This window comes from Paenibacillus sp. NN59, assembly GCF_057597225.1.
In genome coordinates this window covers 5,444,361-5,464,159 of record NZ_CP199678.1, presented here as the reverse complement: position 1 = coordinate 5,464,159, position 19,799 = coordinate 5,444,361, and the positions used below count along the sequence as shown (strand labels likewise).

Sequence of the window (19,799 nt, the reverse complement as noted above, 5' to 3'; positions counted from 1 at the left end):
AACATTATGAGCGAGGAGGATATGCGGAACATGAAGAGACAAGTGGGCATCATGATGATTGCACTTTTGCTGGTTACGCAATTGCTACAAGGGATGGTGTTAACATCAACTGTGCATGCTCAGGATGACACGAACCTGATCTCGGCGGGTACAATGAATAATTTAGAACCACCTTCACCAGAAGAGGATGACACGGTTCCTGAGGAACAGGACAATACGGATACTTCTACGGATGATGAATCAGTCCAGGGAGATGTGGATCAAACGGCATCTGTAGAGGAAGCGAACCATACAAACGTAAGCCTTATGGCTACCGCTGCTGCAGCTCCCGAGATTCAGGAGAATCTGATTACGAGTGTGCAGATGTACAACCAGAAGCCGGATTATGACGGCAACGGTCAGATCGAAGTCAAGGGAGACAAGATTGAGGATATTCGCCCACGGATATCGGATGAAGTTGCGGTTGTTTTTAAATGGGGATTTGGGGATGATACCCATTCTTACGGGGATGGATCGACCTTCACATTCCACCTGCCTGACAAGTTTATGATAGGCTCACAGCTGAGGGGCAGTTTGGACGGGGGCGTCGGAGAATACGTCGTGAACCCGGACGGCACCATTGTGTTTACCTTTAATGAAATGCTCGAACATGCCAAGCTGGAAGGAAACTTCTATGTGTGGATCAAATTTGACGAGAGCAAGATGCAAGATGGACTGAAACAGAAGATTGATTTTAGTGGTGCAGGTCAAGGCATTATTGATGTGAATTTTGCAAACACCGCGAAGGATGAACTTCAGAAGACAGGGAAAGCAAACAAAAATAATTTCAATTCGGATGAGATTGAATGGACCGTAGATTTTAATCAGGCCGAAAAGATCATGAACAATGTGGTTTTGGAGGATACATTACCGCTGGGGCTGTCACTTCAAGGGGATATTGAGATCCGCGAGCTCGAGGTCCAGTTAAATGGTTCCGTGAAGGAAGGTCCTGTTGTTAATACAGCAACTCAGTTCCCTGTAAACTTGGGCAATATCGACAAAGCATATCGTGTCACATACAAGACGAACATTCAGGCACCGACTAGTGCTCCCTATACAGGTGTAACTTATTCCAATGAAGTGACGCTGACAGCAGATCAGAGCGAGTATAATGAATCCGATCTTGGACGTGTTGCGGTTAGTTTCAATGAACCGCTGAACAAGTCGGGACAAGAAAGTGCATACGATCCTGTTACTCAGACGATTACATGGAAGGTTCAGTACAACTATAATCAGCAAACCATTGCACAGGCAAGTGCATGGCTTGAAGACCGTTTCGATACGGCAAAACAGAGGCTCATTGCAAGTTCACTTCGCGTATATGAAGTACAGATTCAATCGGATGGTCGCCCTGGTACAAGAACAGAGGTTGATCCTGCAAACTATACGGTGACTGGTGTCGGCACCGGTTTTAATGAAGGTTTTAAGCTACAGTTCAACAACGATATTGATAAAGCCTATGAGATTGAATATGACACCCAGGCCATACAGCGGATATACGAAAATGAGACTGTAGTTAATACAGTAAACACACAGGATGGCACGACTAAGGAAGGTCAAAAAAATATTGAGGAAGTTATTTTTGCGAAGAGTGTAAAAAATGAAAATTTCAATGCCAAGGAAATCGAGTGGCAGATTGTGCTGAACCGGGATCAGAAGGAGATGACGGACATCGTCATCACAGATGATTATACAGGCAGACATATGAAGCTTATTCCGGGCAGTCTGCAGATCAGTGGCGATCAGCAGGATCAGTTCGAGGCAGAACCTGTAGCAGACCCGGCGGATGTGAATTTTGAAAAAGGGTTTACGATTCGCCTGAAACCTGGCGGTATGATTAATAAAGAACATGTGATCACTTATAAAACAAGCTTTGATCCAACGGCTGGAATGCCAACAAACAATGAATATCGCAACACGGCAACGCTAAACTGGAATGAATCAGGCATTCCGCAGACCGCTATAACAAAGTTTGCTGTGGTCAGACCCCAGAATTACACAATTGAGAATGGTAACAAGAGGGGCGAATACAGCGCCAGAGACAAAGCGATTACCTGGACCATTGATGTGAATTACAATCTGTTCGATCTTCAGGAGGCCATTCTCAAGGATGCCTATATCGGGAATCAATCCTTTGTGGATGGATCATTGAAAGTGAATGAGCTTGAATTGAGGGGTGCCAACAATGTTACATCAGTTGGTGATGAGGTCACGTTGACATCGGGTCAATTCCAGCTTAACCCGGATGGCAAAGGTTTTACGCTGAATCTGGGTGACATCGGCAAAAAAGCTTATCGCGTGGTGTATCAAACGAGTCTGGACGGAGCGTATGCAGTGGAGGGTTCGTACAGCAATCATGCTGTTCTGACGGATGCTGAAGGCGGGCCTGTACGTTTTGACAAGAAGGCTGTAGTTACTCCAGCCCATGGCGGAGTATATGTGAACAAAACAGGCCGTCAGGTGGGGACATCAGATCTGGCCTCATGGGTTGTAAACATTAATCCAAGTCAGTCATTCATTGCCGCGGGTTCTGAATTAACGGACACGTTATCCGGCAACCAGATTTTGCTTGCCGATTCAATGAAGCTGTATGAAATTCAACTGCCTGCAAACAATTCAGGCGATGTTTCGGTGAAGGATCGGCTGGTTGATCCATCGGAATATGAATTGGCAGTGGACGGTAACACATTTACTTTCACATTTAAGCACGACTTAAACACGGCATATCTTCTGGAATATCAGTCCTACATCAATGCTGATGATGGCGAGAGAATTCAAAATCAGGTTGATTTTGCAGGACAGTCCTCTTCCGTTGCGGGAGAAGGTAGCCAGGCTGGTATCAAGGTATCGATGGCTGGTGCAGGCGGAGGGGCATCCACCGGAGTGGGGAAAATCAAAGTGCATAAGGTGGATGACAGCGGACAACCGCTGGAAGGAGCCATCTTCGCGATCTATAATGCATCTGGAACAATTCTTTTGGAAACATTGAAACCGACAGATGCGAACGGAATGGCCGAAAGCAGTCGGAATTATCGACTGCATCTCACGAGTGGTGTACCCTACCGTCTCAAGGAGGTTGCAGCACCCGCTGGATATCTAACAGACGCTGAGTATGGTTCTATTTCAGGCAAAACGATACAGTTCAAGGATGCGGATGCAGCCTTCGAGATTGTAAACGAAAAGATTCGTCAGGGCTTTGAACTGACCAAGGTAGATGCAGCAAATCCAGCCAAGACGCTGGAGGGGGCCGTTTTTGAGTTATATCACATTCAGGGCTCAACGCGTGAGAAGCTTAATGAACTCACGTCAGGAGTGAACGGCAGAATCACCAAAGGAGATTTGGAAGCAGGGGCGTATGAATTAATTGAAATTCAGGCGCCGGAATTTTATACAGTGGATAGTACACCTATTCCGTTCACGATTACTGCGAACCAGACACAAATTGTGACACTTACAAAAACGAACCACATCGGTACGGGAGGTAAACTGACCGTAACGAAAGTAAATGCCAAGGATCAAGCTCCATTGAGCGGAATTGAGTTCGAACTGCGTGATTCCTCCAACACGATTGTGGATACCGGGGTTACGAATCAACAGGGTATCATTGAATTTGGCAATCTGACTTATGATGTGTATACACTGGTGGAAACCAAAGCTGAAGGTTTCGTGATAGAAACCCCGGAGACTTCGGTATCCATTACCAAGCCAGACACTCAAGTGACGATCGAAAACAAGGAAAATGACCGTTCGGTAAAGCTGGTGAAATATAATGCAAGCCGAACGCAGCATCTGCAAGGTGCGGTCTTTGAATTACGTGCTCAATCAGCACTTATGGGGCCGGATGGAGAATGGCTGTTTAACGTGGTTACAGGCATCAACCCGACATTATTGACAACCGATCTCCACGGTGAGATTAAATTACAGCAGCTTGAACCCAATATGTATCAGTTGGTTGAAGTGAAGGCCCCTGCTGGTTATCAATTGGATCAGACGCCAGTTGTATTTGAAATTACCAATCGACAAACCGAGGCCGTTGTTGTAGAAAAGACAAACCGGGCTATTCCGGTATCAGGCGGGCCGAGTGAGCCGTATAATCCGGGTACGCCTAACATTGGCAACACTCCAGAACCAACGAAACCAAATACACCTGATGGGAAAACACCGGAAATATCCGTGCCTGGTACGATTGTAACGAAGCCTTCGGAACCCGCAGAAGGAAGCGCGGGTGGAAGCAAGCCGGATGATGATTCCGAGACATCGCCTCCAGCGTCTGAAACGGTCGATGGAAATGAGACGCAGCCTCAGGTGACAGAAGGAAATGATACGGGCGAAGATGGTGAGCTTACACGTCCTACGGGTACAGATTCTGATCGTGAGGTTTCATCAGGGAACAGCAGCCATACGTCAGCTCAAGGCATGCTGCCCAAGACAGGTGAAGAGAGCTCCATCGTTTACACGGTCTCGGGATTAATGCTGATGGTTATGGGAAGTGCAGGGTACTTGTACTTCCGGCGCAGAGAGCAGTTCCAACGCTAAAGTGAGATGCTGGACACCCTGACCTGGACAAATACGAATAACGTATAATCAAACACCCTCCGGCCTATGCCACGAAGAATTGATCTTCGTGAGCAGGCGGGAGGGTGTTTTGACGTTTTTTTCTTGGTTAAGGCTGTATCACGGTGTAGCAGTCCATTTAAGTGTTTACTTTTACAGCGCGTATAATGAGCCGATGTGTTGCATCGATCAGCGGATCACAGGTGATCAACGTTAGAACTTCTCCAAGGCCCGGGTCTTCCAGAACAGATACATCGGAAGGCTCTACAACGGAAATCTGATCGATTTTGTAGTGTATGGTTGTTTGATTGGCAAGTATGATCTCTACAGAGTCGCCCATTTGAAGCTCACCCAGCCGGTTGAATAATCGACCTTTTCGATGAGCACGATGAGCAGCAATCGCCGCATTACCAGATTGTCCGATTGAAGCTGTCTCCATCAGATGGGCTGCAGCAAACTTCATATTTTCCTGAGTCGCACCTTCCAGAATAGGCAAGCGCACATCAATAACCGGAATAGAGATAATTCCAAGTGTTCCGGGTGCAAGGGAATTATTGGCGGCAATGTCCCCGGTAGTTCCCTCTTGGTCTGAATGACCGGTATCTATACTGCGTTCAAAGGTAAGATTCAGTTGAGACAGGCCGGACTGAAGATGTTTCAGTTCACTCAGGACTCGGCTCTGCTGCCAGTCATAATACATTCCTTGCAGCGTTGGAAAGCTGATCGTCAACAGGCCTAATAGCACAAGCAGGACAGACCACTTTTTCAAAGTACATCTCTCCTTCGGTTGAGAGTATAATAGGTGTTCCCTTATCTATTGTACGGATCAACCTATACAAAATATGGACAGAAAAATCCCCTGTTCCAAACAGATTGCTCTGTAGAACAGGGGATGAGGATTAGTCTTTTACTCCTTAATACCTGAAGATTCAGCAGGTGTGAAGTCGCATTCCTGTAGAGGGACAACTTTGGTCTTTTTAATCCATTTGTAACCGAGCCATAGTATCAGGAATAACGGTACACTCAGGTAAGCAACAAGGACTCCACTCCAGTCGATCTGGTCACCTGTGAATGCCTGATAGTTCTGTCCAAGAATAACGATAATACACAGCACAAAGGCAAAGATCGGCCCAAACGGGAACCACCGCGCACGGTAAGGCAAATCTCTCAAATCCCGGCCTTGTGCGACATAGGCTCTTCGGAAGCGGTAATGGCTGATCGCAATACCCAGCCACGTAATGAATCCACACATGCCGGATGCATTCAGCAACCAAGTATAGACGATACCGTCACCGAAGAGGGAAGCCAAAAATGCAAGCATGCCAACAGCGGTTGTGACAAGCAGCGCGTTCATCGGAATGCCTCGTTTATTCAGCTTGCCAAGAAAACGTGGAGCTTTGCCATCCCGGGCAAGTGCATAGAGCACACGGCTTGAAGCGTACATGCCGGAATTGCCGGCAGAGAGCACGGAAGTCAGGATGACGGCATTCATGACAGAAGCCGCAATCGCAAGTCCTGCTTTTTCGAAGACAAGCGTAAACGGACTGACCCCGATGTTCTCCAGATCACCTTTGAGCAGATTCGGGTGAGTGTAAGGAATAATCAAACTGATTACAGTAATCGCCAAAATGTAAAAGATCAGAATACGCCAGAAGACCTGGCGAATGGCACGAGGTACGTTTTCGCGTGGATTCTCACTTTCACCTGCGGCGACACCGATCAATTCCGTTCCCTGGAAGGAGAAACCCGCGGCCATAAACACGCCGAGCACAGCGAAGAAGCCACCGTGGAATGGTGCATCACCGATTGTAAAGTTGCTGAAGCCAACAGCTTCACCGCCTAGAATACCAAAGATCATTAATACGCCGACACTCAGGAAGATAATAACTGTGGCCACTTTGATAATGGCAAACCAATACTCCGATTCCCCGTATCCTTTGACGGACAGGATATTCAAGGCAAAGATCAGTACCAGGAACAGCAGACTCCATAACATGGATGAGCTGTCCGGGAACCAATATTTAATCAGAACGGTAGCCGCAGCGAGTTCGGCGGCAATCGTTACCGCCCAGTTGTACCAGAAGTTCCAGCCCATGGCGAAGCCGAGAGCGGGGTCAACGAAACGTGCGGCATACGTATTAAAAGAACCGGAGTCCGGCATAAAGGTTGCGAGTTCTCCCAAGCTGGTCATGAGGAAATAAACCATGATTCCCACAGCCGCGTAGGCAAGTAATGCACCGCCAGGGCCGGCAGTGGAGATGGCTGTACCACTTGCCAGAAAGAGTCCGGTACCAATGGAGCCGCCCAGGGCAATCATGGTCATGTGACGTGCACGCAATCCTTTTTTCAGTGTAGGTCCAGTTGTTGTTGTGTGTGATTGGTTGCTGCGGTCTTGCATGAAAACACTCCTTCAATTGTATTGCTGATGCAGATCATAGATCCATAAACAAAAAAAGACCACAGGCATGAGCCTGCGGTCTTGATATTTATATCCGCACCATGTCCCAGATGATTAAGATAGCTCAACACAGAAGAAGTCATACCTTTTTTAGAAAAAGATACGAATACTTCTGTGACAGTTCTGCACCTTTCGGCTGCAGCCCCAGCTCACCGGACCGATAAAGGAACGTCCAGTAAACTTCGGCGGGTACACCTTTCGGCTGATCTCAACAGCGGCTCCTAGCGCCTTCTTCAGCTTACTGATCGCACCCGCGACCTCTACCTCACCATGCAATGGATGAGGTGTATCTATTGTTTATGAAATTAGAAATCACGCTTTGAGCAGCGTGTAACCTGTTAATCAAACAGAAAACAAGTATACCGCTCATCGATTTACAGTGCAATAACAAATGTTGGATTGTTCCCTGGAAGGTTCCTAAAGGACAAAACTAAAAGATAAATCTAATCCTGCTTTTTATTTCGTCCTGCCATCTGCTGCCACACCGTTCCGGCCGCCTGTTCACCAGACTCGATACGTTCTAGCGCCATTTTGGCCTGCAAGCTCACTTCAAATTCGGGATCTTCCGCGGCGAGACGTAAAGCCTGCTCCGCTTCTTCGGTTCCGACTTCATACAGAAAACGAGCCGCACGCCAGCGCACAAGTTTGCTCTTGTCCGTCAACGTTTCAATCATGGCCGGTGTGGCAACAGGGTCGCCGATGTCTGATAAAGTATCCCCGGCAGTACGCCGTACAGCGGGAGAACTGTCCCGAAGCGCTTCGTACAGAAGTTCCATCGCTTCAGGTGTACGAATATCCCCCAGATAGACAACGGCCAAGCGACGAATTTGCATTTTGCTGTCACGCAGTGCCTTTGCTACCAGATGCAGTCTTTCCTCTGTTGGTTCCATACCATCCAGTGCGGCATAGCGTACATTCCAGTCTTCATTCTGAAGAGCTTCTTCCAGTTCCGGTCCAACCAGCGCACGCCGATGCTCAACGAATTCTTCTGTATTTGTACCATGCGCAATAGCTTGCTGAATAACCTGCTCCAATCGCTCCGGTGGATAAGCCGCTTCCAGTTCTTGTTCAACTTCACGCGCAATATCCGGTAGCTCACCGTACCGTACCCCGTAATCGCTCAGTTTACGTTCTTTGATCATTGTAGCGCTGGCAACTTCCGTAACGGCTTTGACAAAACGGTCTGACAGTGAAATCCGTTCCTCTTTCGTTCCGGCTTTGACGCGAATTTGCATCGGCACTCCGCGGAAAAACTGAACAAAAACTTGTGCTTCTCCAAAGTGTTCACCTGAAGCATCTTCTGATTCAATCCAGTCCAGATTTACGCTTTCCTGACCCAGACGGCTCTGTACTTCACCAAGAATCACAGACCAGTCTGCATTGCCTTTACGATCCAGAGCAACGAAGTCGGTCGTGTGGAATACACTTTTCACGCCTGGAATGTGTAACATCTGGCGAATAAACGCCGGGGCTGAACGTTCGTTGTCCAGTGTATAGGTTCTGCGAATCCCGTCTTCCAGACGTTCGTCGAGATGTAACATCATCGTATTTGGACTCGGTGTTGGTTCAATGGAAACTATATTCATGGTTGAAACCTCCTATAATAGCAGATTGATACATAAGCTCCCGTAAAATAAATCACACAGTACCTTTATTTTAACGGACACCTCTATTTTACATGAAATCAGGAAAACTGCGAAATTACATGCCGAGGAGAAGCATTAGCGCAGGTATGTGAAGAAGTGCGAAGATTGTTAACACTTCTTTCATGTTCGTGCACAAACATTTTTAAATGAAACCTGACACAATATAGGTAAGAAGCTATTGGAGGTTATATCTATGGAGCCTGTTACTGTGCTAACGGATGGAGAGCGTTGTATTAACTTTGAGAAAATCAAACCTTTGTTTGAGGATTGGATTGCTTCTGCGCCATCAGATTCAGTAAAGGGAACAGGAAGAGGGGATTGGGAGAATTCCCGTTTTTGCATTGTGGATTATAGGAACGCTGATCAGGCCATAGCCGCGGCGAAAGCCATCCGTGCTTTTGTACCGGATGTTCCTCTACTGGTCATTACCGATTTTACATCCTTGGTTCGTAAGCGTCATCTGCAACAGATTACAGGTATTGGTGTTACGAAGTTGATGCTCTGGAATGAACAAGACCCCGATCAATTGGTTAGCGGCATCGAGAAATGGCTGCAAACTTTCGGGTACGAAACACCAATAACCATGCCTTCCGCTTTACACATCAGGTAAAACGAAAGAAGCATGGTGCTTGCAACTGTTTTTATACAGCTTTGTTATGTTTATGTTTTGTGATGGCTGTACCTACGACCAACTAGACCATATATTTATAGCCTGTACCCCATACCGTTTTAATAAAACGGGGATTTTTGGGGTCGGGCTCTATTTTTTTGCGAAGACTAGAGATATGTACGTCGATGGTTCGATCCAGATAGGCGCGTTCTGAGCCTTTGATGCGGTCCATCAGTTCATTACGGGTAAATACTTTGCCCGGATTGCGATACAATTCCTTCATAATCTCAAATTCGATATGGGTTACATCGATTTCAACACTATCTACAAATAGCGTTCTCCTGTATTCATTTACACTAATGTGACCTGTCATTTCAGATGGCTGATTCTCTTTAACGGGTTTATCCTGGTAAGTGATAATCGACCTGCGTAACAATGCTTTAATTCTGGCGTCCAACTCTTTCAGACTAAACGGCTTGCAGAGGAAATCGTCAGCACCGTTATGTAAGGCTCGAAGTCGATCATTTAACATCGTACTCGCAGATATCATCAGGACAGGAACGGTGGAATGTTGCCGAAAAGAGTCAACAAGTTCGTTACCGTCAATTTCGGGCAACATCAAATCTGTCACCACAATATCAGGTTGAAACTGGGAAAATAAATGAAGTGCTTCACGGGGATGATGAACCCGCTCGGTTATGTATCCTTCCTCATCAAGAAAAAAAGCGATCATGTCCGCTAAATTCTTTTCATCTTCTATAAGAAGTACTTTGATTGACATAGCTTCACACTCCTTACGAACGAGGATTTGTTAAGAAATTACGATGAAATGATGAAAAATACCGCAAAAAATTTAATGGTTCTATTCCAGAATATAGGAAGTAGCACCAACTTGCAAAAAGACTTTACCTTGATAGTGTAGTTTATCATGAGATTACTTTTTTTGCCGAATCATAATTTTTGCCATACGTATTTTGAATGTTAATTAAAGTATAATGGATCAGAGTGCTTAAAGGGAAAAAAGGTTCGAAGTTATCGCCAGCTATTAGGGGGAACAGATGTTGTTAGAGAGAACAAAGAGGGCAGAAGTACCTCGAATCCACGGTGAGGACAGATGTATATGTATGGGATAACGGAAGCGAGGAACCTGTTGGAACGGATTCTACTGCACCTGAGAAGACCCTGGATTGGAACATGTCTTCTGGTGTTCTTTGGCACACTAAGTTCCATTTTTCCGTTTACATTGTTCTATGGTGTTCAATTTGTACTCATTAGTGCCACAGCATTGGTTGCCCTTCGTTTGTATGGAGGGATATACGGTTTTGTATCACTTACGTTAGTCTATCTATCTAAAAGCCTAATCATTGGGCTGGATTCGCATAACCTTTATGTCATGGCTGGACATTTTATAGAGCTGATCTGGATGCTGGGGTGGCAGAGGTATTATAAAAAAGGCAGTCTGATCAAAGCTAACGCTGTGTTCTGGATTGTGATGTTACTTCCTGCAATTGGTTACGGATATTATGTTTTAGGCCTGACTGTGGAAGTGACCAAATATGAATATATGTACGTGGCTGTCGTGAGCATGGTCAACGCCCTGATAGCAGGCATTGTGGTTGATTTTTGGATCACTTTGGGTGAACATCAGGCGAAACGTGCAGGCACGATCCCCCTAGCGAGAATTGCTTTTAAATATGTGGTTACTTTTGTTGTGTTTGTCTCTCTTGTCCTGTTGTCAGTGGATAGTCGCAGACAATTGAGCCAGATGAACGAATCCATCTTACGGGATATGAAACATGCAGCGAATGCTGTGGTTCAGGATTTAGATGAACAGTATGTAACGCCGGATAACCTTGCAGAAAATGTAGAGCGTTACCACCATTTGCTGGGTATGAATGTGATTTTACTAGATCAGCGTGGAACTGTCGTTGTTTCTGGAATCCCCGAGTATCTTCCGGGAGAATTCATAAACCTGGATAGTTTTCAGGTGCTGACATCCAGGAGCGGCCCAATTCTTTTAAATTCAGAGAAAGCTCATTACAGCGATATATTGGATCATTGGAGGCAAGCTTCTTTTATCTATGAGGCTGAGGAAACGGCTATTACCCCTTATCAGGTGTTTGTTGAAACCAATTCGTCCCAGTATTACACGCAAATTGAGAAGATCTATCTGACTACTTTTCAATCTTTATTCGTTATTATCGTTACATCCATGATTGTGGCAGCTCCTTTGAGTAGCAAAGTGGTTAGTCCCTTACTTCGTTTGACCCGGTTAACAGGTTCTCTTCCTCGTCTACTTTTTCGAAACGGAAATATGGATTGGCCGAGCAGTCATGTGACCGAAGTGCAGATCCTCATTGGAAACTTACGCAAGATGGCGGATGTGTTACTCGAACAATTCGAACAGATTCGACTCGATAAGTTAACACTGGAGGACAGGGTCATTGCTCGTACGAAGGAACTGAAGAACAGCGAAGGCATTAAACGTGCCATTATTGAATCTTCAATTGATGCCATTATCTCGGTTGATTGCCAAGGGGTGATCATTGAGTTTAACCCTGAGGCCGAAAGGATGTTTGGATTGGGGCGGGAAGAGGTTTTGTTGCAGAAGGAAGCCTCATCTCTTTTCCAGGGGATTAGTTTACAGGAAATTAAGTTGATGTTAGAGCAATATGAGTATGTCGAAGGCAAACGGTATATCACGGTTGATGAAATATTAGGTGTTCGCAATGACGGCTCCGTTTTTCCGATTGAGTATCGAATTGTAGAGATTCAATTGGGGAAAAACGAGACGTTATACAATCTGTTCATCAAAGATATTACAGAACGTACTCGTGCAGAAGAAGACCGGGTGCGTCATGCCCTTGTATTGGAGCACCTTAACCTGGAGTTGTTCCAAGAGAAGGCAGCAATTCAGGAACAGCGCGATATCAGTGAACAATTCATTGAATCGGTTCGCGAAGGACTTGTCATGTCTGACCGTTCAGGCACGATTACAATTGTGAATCGCCGAATAGAAGAGATGTTTGGACTAGGTAATTTTCTAGGAGAATCCATCACTGACTTGGCTCAAGCCATCGATTCGATGGTACAGACGGATAACTTCAATCTGACAGAACAGACAAGAGCATTTCTGGATGGAGAACAAGCATTCATCGAGACCAATTTCTATTTTGATAACGTGGAGCAAAGCGTTTTTTCGTTGTACATGAAACAGATGGACGTGCCAGGGAAAAATCATGGATTCCTGCTCGTATTTCGTGACTTAACGGGTGAAGAGCGGCTGAACCGGATGAAAAACGAGTTGATTAGCGTTGTTTCTCATGAACTTCGTACACCTGTGGCTACCATCATGGGATATGTTGAACTGATGTTAATGTATGACCTCCCGACATCCCAACGTAAGGAGTTTATGGAGACTATTGCGTCTGAAGGCAAACGTCTGAGCAGCTTGCTGGATGATGTGCTTGATATCCAGCGTCTCGACAATGAAGGGATGACTTATCATATGACCTACGTTCCTCTCGTGGACCTTGTTGAAGGTGTAGCAGAACAATGGAACATGAAGTCTTCTCAGCGGATCTATGTGCATGTCTTTAATGGTGATCTCTTTGCTTATGCGGATCAGAACCGGATGGTTCAAGTATTGCATAATCTGATAGGCAATGCGGTAAAGTACTCTCCAGGAGCAGAGCGAATCGACGTCACATTATGGGAAGAAGAGGGAGCACTGTGCATCGATGTAAGGGATTATGGCATAGGGATTGCCGAGAGTGAGAAGGATCTACTGTTTAACAAATTCTATCGTGTAGATAATTCGGATCATCGTCAGATTGGTGGCACGGGCCTCGGTCTGTATATCTCCCGCAAAATTGTGGAGGATCATCAAGGAAGTCTGACCTTCATGTCGGCGCCAGGGAAAGGCAGTACGTTCAAAGTCAGGTTGCCCAAACAGGACGTTGTTCTCTAGTTCTTAACATATCGTTATTATAATATCGTGAGCTTTTATCTTTTGGCACGTGACCGTGCGGAAAGGTAAAGGCTTTTTTTATTGTTCTAACTTTGTTTTTCGTCATCTGGGATAAAAAAACGGGAACTTTTACACACTGTATATAGAGCCATAATTTGCATTCTGTGCAAAAGGAGGGCACCACGTATATGTTTCGCAAACAAGAGAAAACGCTCATCATCGTTTGTTTGGTGGCGGCTGTAGTTGTACTGTACGCCGTAGTCAAAAGCATCATTCGTATTATGAGTTATTAAAAATCCGTTCAGGCATGTACATAACCCATAACGATTCAACGAAACAATCAAACAACAATAACGATTACGCTGAAAGAGGAGTGTACCCATGTCATCTCTGGACCCTGTACTGCTCAGCCGGATTCTAACCGGTCTGACCCTGTTTGTGCATATCATCTTTGCTTCGATTGGTGTAGGTGTTCCGCTCATGATTGCTTTGGCTGAATGGCGGGGGCTACGTACCAATGACATTCATTACACCTTGCTGGCTCGTCGATGGGCGAGAGGTTTTGTCATTACGGTGGCCGTAGGTGTAGTCACAGGCACATCCATCGGCTTACAGCTGAGCTTGCTGTGGCCCATGTTTATGCGTGTCGCTGGTCAAGCGATTGCGTTGCCGCTTTTTATGGAGACATTTGCTTTTTTCGTAGAAGCGATTTTTCTCGGGATTTACCTATACACTTGGGATCGTTTCAAAAAGAAATACACGCACATGTTGTTGCTCATTCCGGTCGCTCTTGGCTCATCCGCTTCCGCGATATTTATCACAACCGTGAACTCGTTCATGAACCAGCCACAAGGTTTCACCTTGATTAACGGCATCATGAAAGATATCGATCCCATTGCCGCGATGCTTAACCCGGCGACACCAACGAAAGTATCCCACGTGCTTGCTTCCTCCTATACCTTGAGTGCCGGTGTATTGGCAGGGATTGCGGCATTCAGTCTGCTGCGAGGACGAGATCATGTTTATTACAAAAAAGCACTCAAGCTCACAACAGTATCTGCGCTTGTGTTTGCGATCAGCACCGTCATGATCGGTGACTCCTCTGGTAAATTTCTGGCGAAATATCAGCCGGAGAAGCTGGCCGCTGCCGAGTGGCATTTCAAAACGATGAAGGAAGCACCGCTGGTGTATGGCGGTATTCTCGATGAAAACAACGAGGTCAAATATGCCATCGAAATCCCTTATGCGCTGAGCATTTTGGCTGGTAACCGACCGGATACAGAAGTGAAGGGACTGGAAGAATATCCTGCCGATCTCAGGCCGCCGTTGTCCATTCATTATATGTTTGACCTGAAAGTAACAACAGGAGTCATTATCCTGCTGATCCCCGTGTTGTACGTGTTACGCCGCTGGTTGCCCGGACGCAAACCTTATCCGAAATGGCTACTGCTTGGCATCGTGCTTCTTGGCCCACTGGCGATGATTGCGATTGAACTTGGCTGGATGTTTGCCGAGGTGGGCAGACAGCCATGGATTTTGCGCGGATATATGAAGGTGTCCGAGGCGGCGACGACCTCGACTTCGGTGGGGTGGATGCTCGTGCTTTTTATCCTGCTGTATCTGGTGCTGTGTTTCTCGTGCATTCGTGTGATCAGCAAGTTGTTCCGTAACAAGGAAGCGGAGAAGGAACTGGATTCGCTTGGCCTGGAAGGAGGCATCGTGCATTGAGCTTTGAAATTGCGGGCATCGCGATATTGTGGACGTTTCTGTTCGGTTATCTGATCGTGGCGTCGATTGACTTCGGCGCGGGTTTCTTCAGTTTTTACAGCATATTGACCGGACATGAAAACAAAATTCATAACATTATTCAGCGCTACCTCTCACCGGTGTGGGAAGTGACGAATGTGTTTCTCATCTTCTTTGTCGTGGGGCTGGTCGGCTTCTATCCCGACAGTGCGTTCTATTACGGTACAGCCCTGCTTGTTCCGGGTTCGCTGGCGATTGTTCTACTGGCGATCCGGGGAGTGTATTACGCCTACAATACTTATGGTAACCACGGGAAAAATAGCAGAATCTATCTGGCATTGTACGGAGCAACGGGATTGCTGATCCCGGCAGTGTTCTCCACAATTTTGGCGATATCCGAAGGCGGGATTATCGAACAGGTGGGCGAAAAGGTGTTCTTTCGCTGGCGTGAATTTTTGACAAATCCCTATACATGGTCTGTTGTATTGCTCGCTTTGGTGAGTGTACTGTACATTTCGGCGATGTTCCTGTCCTATTACGCGAAGCGGGCCGGGGATGAACCGGCCTTTGGCGTACTTCGGGAGTATGCGCTGTTGTGGAGCTTGCCCACGATTTTTGCGAGTTTTCTGGCTTTTCTGCAAATTAACAAACAAAATCCGGCTCACTTTGAACGTATGGTGGACATGTCCTGGATGTTTATCGCATCCTTTATCTGTTTTGTTATCGCGGTGTCGCTTGTGTGGAAGGAGAAATACCTGGGCTGGTGTTTTATCGCGGTGATGCTCCAGTTTGCCTTTGCTTGGTACGGATATGGTCGCTCACATCTGCCCTATATTCTGTACCCGTACATCAATATTTACGATAGCTTCACGAACCGAACGATGGGGATTGCGCTGATCACAGCATTCAGTCTCGGGCTCCTGGTGCTCATCCCATCTCTGGTGCTGATTATGAAGCTGTTCCTGTTTGATGCCAATTATGTACGCGGTAACGCCGGGAAAAAGAAAGGATGACTTCGCCATGTTTGCGACGACGATTTCGAATATTCTCTATATGCTGTCTGCTCTGCTACCCCGGCAACTTTCGGTGCTGAGATCTGCATGGCCCGCAGGTATTTATCCGGGATTGCACTTGCATCCGTTTTTGGAAGAAGGGGTGAAAGGCATACCGGGCATCACGGGGCTTAGCTTTTTTGAGACGTTTACGATCATGTATGCTCCGCCTCTGATTATGGTGACCGCGATTGTCTTTCTGTTTATCTATATGGCGGTATGCAAAAATCCAAAGGACTGATTACATTGACACTGTACTTATGTCAGGTGGTACGTCCACTGCCGATACGGGTAATCTGATGTTAAGAACTGAGGAAGGGAGGAGGCCCCTTCATGCCCAAAATTCGTTATAACAATATCGATAATGTCAGTACAGACAAAACGCTGAAGGAGTTCAAGCAGTGGAGAGAACAGCGGCGCCGCAAAGTAAAGGACTATTCCTACAAGGTGCCGAAGCACGAGCCTGAACTGGATTATTTACATGCCAACCGGGAAGAAACCACGATCACGTGGATCGGACACTCCACCTTTTTCATCCAATATTATGGACTGAATATCGTGACCGACCCGGTGTGGGCGGAAAAGATGGGATTCCAACGCAGGCTGGGTGACCCCGGCATTCCGATTCAGGATATTCCACCGCTCGACGTCATCCTTATCTCTCACTCACACTATGATCACTTGCATTTGGCTTCCCTGCGCAAATTGATTACATCGAAGACACTGCTGATTGTGCCGGACGGCTTGAAACGCAAGATGATCCGTAAGGGATTTCACCGCTGTCAGGAGATGAAATGGTGGGATCATATGGTGCTTAGTGGAGTGAAGATTACGTTTGTGCCTGCTCAGCACTGGACACGCCGAACGTTATTTGATACCAATACGTCCCACTGGGGCGGTTACGTATTGGAGCCAAATCATGTCGTACATGCATCAGAAGAGAGTGCGGCAGCAAGAGAAGTGCCGGAACAGTCCGCTTCAGCAATTTCTGAATCGCAGAAAGCTCACGATGACAAACAAGCAGGAGGTTATCCACCTGTCCTGTATTTTGTCGGGGATACCGGGTATTTCAAGGAGTTCAAAACGATTGGTGAACGCTTCGACATTGGCGTAACGCTGATGCCGATTGGCGCGTATGATCCCGAATGGTTTATGACTTCCCAGCATGTGACACCAGAGGAAGCCTTGCAAGGATTCGTGGAGACAGGCTCACAGCTTATGGTGCCCATGCATTATGGAACCTTCAAGCTGGCGGACGACACACCCAAGGAAGCACTGGACCGGCTGGAGGCGGAGAGAGAACGGCTCGGTATTGCCAAGGAACGGATTCGGGTGCTGGGACATGGCGAGACTCTTCGCATTCGACATGAAGCTGATGAGACCGAGTGATTATTCATTAAAATTCCATGAAAAGTACAATAACTGGGCTAACAAAAGCCAGCCAGATATGGTAATCTATAAATATACGTGCATGAACAGCATATTTACCAAAACTTTAATCCGTAAAAAGCGGCTGATTTTCGAATTTGCCGCTTTTTTGTGTTATAATATGGTGCCAGAATAGGCATCGGATATTGAATCCATGATTTTACGCAGGTTGCTATTCATGCAGTATGCAGATTAACGAATAAAGGATGGTATGCTTAATGATCAGTACAAGCGGCATCACGCTCCGCTACGGAAAACGTGCACTTTTTGAAGATGTGAATATCAAATTCACGCCAGGCAACTGTTACGGCCTGATCGGTGCGAACGGAGCCGGCAAATCAACGTTTTTGAAAATTTTGTCCGGTGAGATTGAAGCCAACTCGGGAGAGGTGCACATCACCCCGGGCGAACGTATGGCCGTTTTGAAGCAAAACCACTTTGAATATGATGAGTATCCGGTTCTCGAAACGGTTATTATGGGTCACGCTCGTCTGTATTCCATCATGAAAGAGAAGGATGCTTTGTATGCGAAGGCAGACTTCACAGAAGAAGACGGTTTGCGTGCAGGTGAACTTGAAGGGGAGTTCGCTGAGCAGAACGGCTGGGATGCTGAGCCGGATGCAGCGGCACTCCTGATCGGTCTGGGCATTGATCGTGACATGCATGACAAAAAAATGATAGAGCTGAGCGGGAACGAAAAAGTTCGCGTATTGCTGGCACAAGCGTTGTTTGGCCGTCCAAACAACCTGTTGCTCGATGAGCCTACCAACCACTTGGATCTCGAATCCATTCAATGGCTTGAGAACTTCTTGATGGATTATGAAGGCACCGTTATTGTTGTATCCCATGACCGTCACTTCCTGAACAAGGTATGTACGCATATCGCAGATATTGACTTTGGTAAAATTCAGATGTACGTAGGTAACTATGACTTCTGGTATGAGTCCAGCCAATTGGCTCTTGCGTTGCAACGGGATGCCAACAAGAAAAAAGAAGAGAAGATTAAAGAGCTGCAAGCCTTTATTCAACGTTTCTCCGCGAATGCTTCGAAGTCCAAACAGGCGACTTCCCGGAAGAAACAACTCGACAAAATCACATTGGATGACCTTCGTCCATCCAACCGTAAATATCCGTTTATTAACTTCAAACCTGAGCGTGAAGCAGGGAAACAATTGCTGACGGTGGATCGTATTCACAAATCCGTCGATGGTGTGGAAATGTTGAAAGATGTGAGCTTTGTGGTGAACAAAGGTGACAAAATTGCATTTGTTGGCCCGAACGGAAATGCCAAATCACTATTGTTTGATATTCTCATGGGTGAAACGGAAGCGGACAGCGGTGAATATACTTGGGGTGTGACGACAACTCAGGCTTATTTCCCGAAAGATAACTCCCAATTCTTTGACGGTGTGGATATGACACTCGTAGATTGGTTGCGTCAGTATTCCAAAGATCAGGATGAAACGTATCTGCGTGGCTTCCTGGGCCGTATGTTGTTCTCTGGTGAGGAGTCCCAGAAGAAGGCTAGCGTACTCTCCGGGGGAGAGAAAGTTCGCTGTATGCTGGCGAAAATGATGCAGACAGGTGCAAACGCATTGATTCTCGATGAGCCAACGAACCACTTGGATCTCGAATCCATTACTGCACTAAATAATGGTATGATTGACTTTGATGGAACGATGTTGTTTACTTCCCATGACCATCAGTTCATCCAAACGATCGCAAACCGGATTATCGAAATCACGCCTACAGGCCTGATTGATCGTCAAATGAGCTATGATGAATATCTGGAAAGCGACGAAATCAAAGAACTGCGCAACAAAATGTACCCGGTGGAAGCTTAATTCCACTTTAAATACGTGCAAGCCAAAAACCGCAAGTCCTCCTAGTGGAGGGCATGCGGTTTTTTGTCGTGCTCATGCTGATATACAGCTCTTATGCTGGCGCGAACCTAAGACCCGCCTGTACGGCGACGCTGGTTGTTCGGCTTTTTGTTGTTCTGGCTCTTCATGGCTTTAGGGCCGCCTTCAAAGTAAGCACCCGACTGGTTGCCGGAGTTTTGCTGTTCTTTCTTTTGTGCCAGCTTTTGACGGATCGCGTCTTGCAAGCTGACCTTTTTCGGTTCATTATTTTCGCTCATTATATATCCCTCCCGGTCTTGCAGTAAGCCGTCCAATTTGGACGGGATGTACTCATTTTATACGTTTTATAAAGGCCTCACAAGGGCAACCTGATAAAATGCCGTTTTCCACCAGTTTTACCTGAACCAACATTGTTTCTTCATCACTAAAGCCCT

The 19,799-nt window shown here is 46.4% G+C and carries 13 protein-coding genes and 1 riboswitch; of the genes, 8 read left to right on the top strand and 5 right to left on the bottom strand.

Features of this window, described 5'->3' with window-relative positions; all coding sequences use genetic code 11:
- Positions 1 to 30 precede the first annotated feature (30 nt).
- Positions 31 to 4,575: a collagen binding domain-containing protein gene (locus ACT89M_RS23985; protein WP_308723219.1), complete on the top strand. Its 4,545-nt coding sequence runs from the start codon at positions 31 to 33 to the stop codon at positions 4,573 to 4,575.
- Positions 4,576 to 4,732: 157 nt separating this feature from the next.
- Here the strand turns inward: ACT89M_RS23985 and ACT89M_RS23980 are convergent, their stop codons facing one another.
- From ACT89M_RS23980 to ACT89M_RS23970, 3 genes are all read right to left on the bottom strand, one after another.
- Positions 4,733 to 5,362 carry a class D sortase gene (locus ACT89M_RS23980; protein WP_154891732.1) on the bottom strand — a complete coding sequence of 210 codons (630 nt, stop codon included), beginning with the start codon at positions 5,360 to 5,362 and terminating at the stop codon, positions 4,733 to 4,735.
- A gap of 138 nt (positions 5,363 to 5,500) precedes the next feature.
- Positions 5,501 to 6,991 carry an amino acid permease gene (locus tag ACT89M_RS23975; RefSeq protein ID WP_154891731.1) on the bottom strand — a complete coding sequence of 497 codons (1,491 nt, stop codon included), beginning with the start codon at positions 6,989 to 6,991 and terminating at the stop codon, positions 5,501 to 5,503.
- A gap of 112 nt (positions 6,992 to 7,103) precedes the next feature.
- A riboswitch (Lysine riboswitch) is annotated at positions 7,104 to 7,322 on the bottom strand.
- A gap of 172 nt (positions 7,323 to 7,494) precedes the next feature.
- The gene (locus tag ACT89M_RS23970; RefSeq protein WP_154891729.1) at positions 7,495 to 8,637 is read right to left on the bottom strand and encodes a virulence factor; all 1,143 of its coding nucleotides are present in this window, start codon (positions 8,635 to 8,637) and stop codon (positions 7,495 to 7,497) included.
- 253 nt (positions 8,638 to 8,890) lie between these two features.
- On the opposite strand from ACT89M_RS23970, the gene ACT89M_RS23965 reads away from it, so the two are divergent.
- Positions 8,891 to 9,307, top strand: a complete 417-nt coding sequence (locus tag ACT89M_RS23965) for a hypothetical protein (protein WP_253491378.1) — start codon at positions 8,891 to 8,893, stop codon at positions 9,305 to 9,307.
- Positions 9,308 to 9,389: 82 nt separating this feature from the next.
- Here the strand turns inward: ACT89M_RS23965 and ACT89M_RS23960 are convergent, their stop codons facing one another.
- Complete coding sequence (locus tag ACT89M_RS23960; protein WP_154891727.1) at positions 9,390 to 10,088, bottom strand: response regulator transcription factor; 699 nt, start codon at positions 10,086 to 10,088, stop codon at positions 9,390 to 9,392.
- 339 nt (positions 10,089 to 10,427) lie between these two features.
- Here ACT89M_RS23960 and ACT89M_RS23955 point away from each other — a divergent pair, with 339 nt between their 5' ends.
- From ACT89M_RS23955 to ACT89M_RS23930, 6 genes are all read left to right on the top strand, one after another.
- Positions 10,428 to 13,277 (top strand): ATP-binding protein, encoded by a 2,850-nt coding sequence (locus ACT89M_RS23955; RefSeq protein WP_308723220.1) that lies wholly within the window; start codon positions 10,428 to 10,430, stop codon positions 13,275 to 13,277.
- A 381-nt stretch (positions 13,278 to 13,658) separates the two neighbouring features.
- Positions 13,659 to 15,005 (top strand): cytochrome ubiquinol oxidase subunit I, encoded by a 1,347-nt coding sequence (locus tag ACT89M_RS23950; RefSeq protein ID WP_090924468.1) that lies wholly within the window; start codon positions 13,659 to 13,661, stop codon positions 15,003 to 15,005.
- Positions 15,002 to 16,036 carry a cytochrome d ubiquinol oxidase subunit II gene (locus tag ACT89M_RS23945; RefSeq protein WP_090924469.1) on the top strand — a complete coding sequence of 345 codons (1,035 nt, stop codon included), beginning with the start codon at positions 15,002 to 15,004 and terminating at the stop codon, positions 16,034 to 16,036. Before ACT89M_RS23950 ends, ACT89M_RS23945 begins: the two co-directional genes overlap by 4 nt.
- Before the next feature lie 7 nt (positions 16,037 to 16,043).
- Positions 16,044 to 16,316 carry a hypothetical protein gene (locus ACT89M_RS23940; RefSeq protein WP_154891725.1) on the top strand — a complete coding sequence of 91 codons (273 nt, stop codon included), beginning with the start codon at positions 16,044 to 16,046 and terminating at the stop codon, positions 16,314 to 16,316.
- Positions 16,317 to 16,408: 92 nt separating this feature from the next.
- Entirely contained in the window at positions 16,409 to 17,464 is a 1,056-nt protein-coding gene (locus ACT89M_RS23935; RefSeq protein ID WP_308723221.1) for an MBL fold metallo-hydrolase, read from the top strand.
- 257 nt (positions 17,465 to 17,721) lie between these two features.
- Positions 17,722 to 19,347 (top strand): ABC-F family ATP-binding cassette domain-containing protein, encoded by a 1,626-nt coding sequence (locus ACT89M_RS23930; protein ID WP_090924472.1) that lies wholly within the window; start codon positions 17,722 to 17,724, stop codon positions 19,345 to 19,347.
- A gap of 107 nt (positions 19,348 to 19,454) precedes the next feature.
- On the opposite strand, the gene ACT89M_RS23925 is transcribed toward ACT89M_RS23930, so the two are convergent.
- Positions 19,455 to 19,643: a hypothetical protein gene (locus ACT89M_RS23925; RefSeq protein WP_090924473.1), complete on the bottom strand. Its 189-nt coding sequence runs from the start codon at positions 19,641 to 19,643 to the stop codon at positions 19,455 to 19,457.
- Positions 19,644 to 19,799: the final 156 nt, after the last annotated feature.

What these genes read in the sequence shown, in the direction of transcription:
- ACT89M_RS23985 (WP_308723219.1), top strand. Translation starts at nt 31, where the DNA reads ATGAAGAGACAAGTGGGCATCATGATGATTGCACTTTTGCTGGTTACG.
- ACT89M_RS23975 (WP_154891731.1), bottom strand. Translation starts at nt 6,991, where the DNA reads ATGCAAGACCGCAGCAACCAATCACACACAACAACAACTGGACCTACA.
- ACT89M_RS23970 (WP_154891729.1), bottom strand. Translation starts at nt 8,637, where the DNA reads ATGAATATAGTTTCCATTGAACCAACACCGAGTCCAAATACGATGATG.
- ACT89M_RS23965 (WP_253491378.1), top strand. Translation starts at nt 8,891, where the DNA reads ATGGAGCCTGTTACTGTGCTAACGGATGGAGAGCGTTGTATTAACTTT.
- ACT89M_RS23960 (WP_154891727.1), bottom strand. Translation starts at nt 10,088, where the DNA reads ATGTCAATCAAAGTACTTCTTATAGAAGATGAAAAGAATTTAGCGGAC.
- ACT89M_RS23955 (WP_308723220.1), top strand. Translation starts at nt 10,428, where the DNA reads ATGTATGGGATAACGGAAGCGAGGAACCTGTTGGAACGGATTCTACTG.
- ACT89M_RS23950 (WP_090924468.1), top strand. Translation starts at nt 13,659, where the DNA reads ATGTCATCTCTGGACCCTGTACTGCTCAGCCGGATTCTAACCGGTCTG.
- ACT89M_RS23940 (WP_154891725.1), top strand. Translation starts at nt 16,044, where the DNA reads ATGTTTGCGACGACGATTTCGAATATTCTCTATATGCTGTCTGCTCTG.
- ACT89M_RS23935 (WP_308723221.1), top strand. Translation starts at nt 16,409, where the DNA reads ATGCCCAAAATTCGTTATAACAATATCGATAATGTCAGTACAGACAAA.
- ACT89M_RS23930 (WP_090924472.1), top strand. Translation starts at nt 17,722, where the DNA reads ATGATCAGTACAAGCGGCATCACGCTCCGCTACGGAAAACGTGCACTT.
- ACT89M_RS23925 (WP_090924473.1), bottom strand. Translation starts at nt 19,643, where the DNA reads ATGAGCGAAAATAATGAACCGAAAAAGGTCAGCTTGCAAGACGCGATC.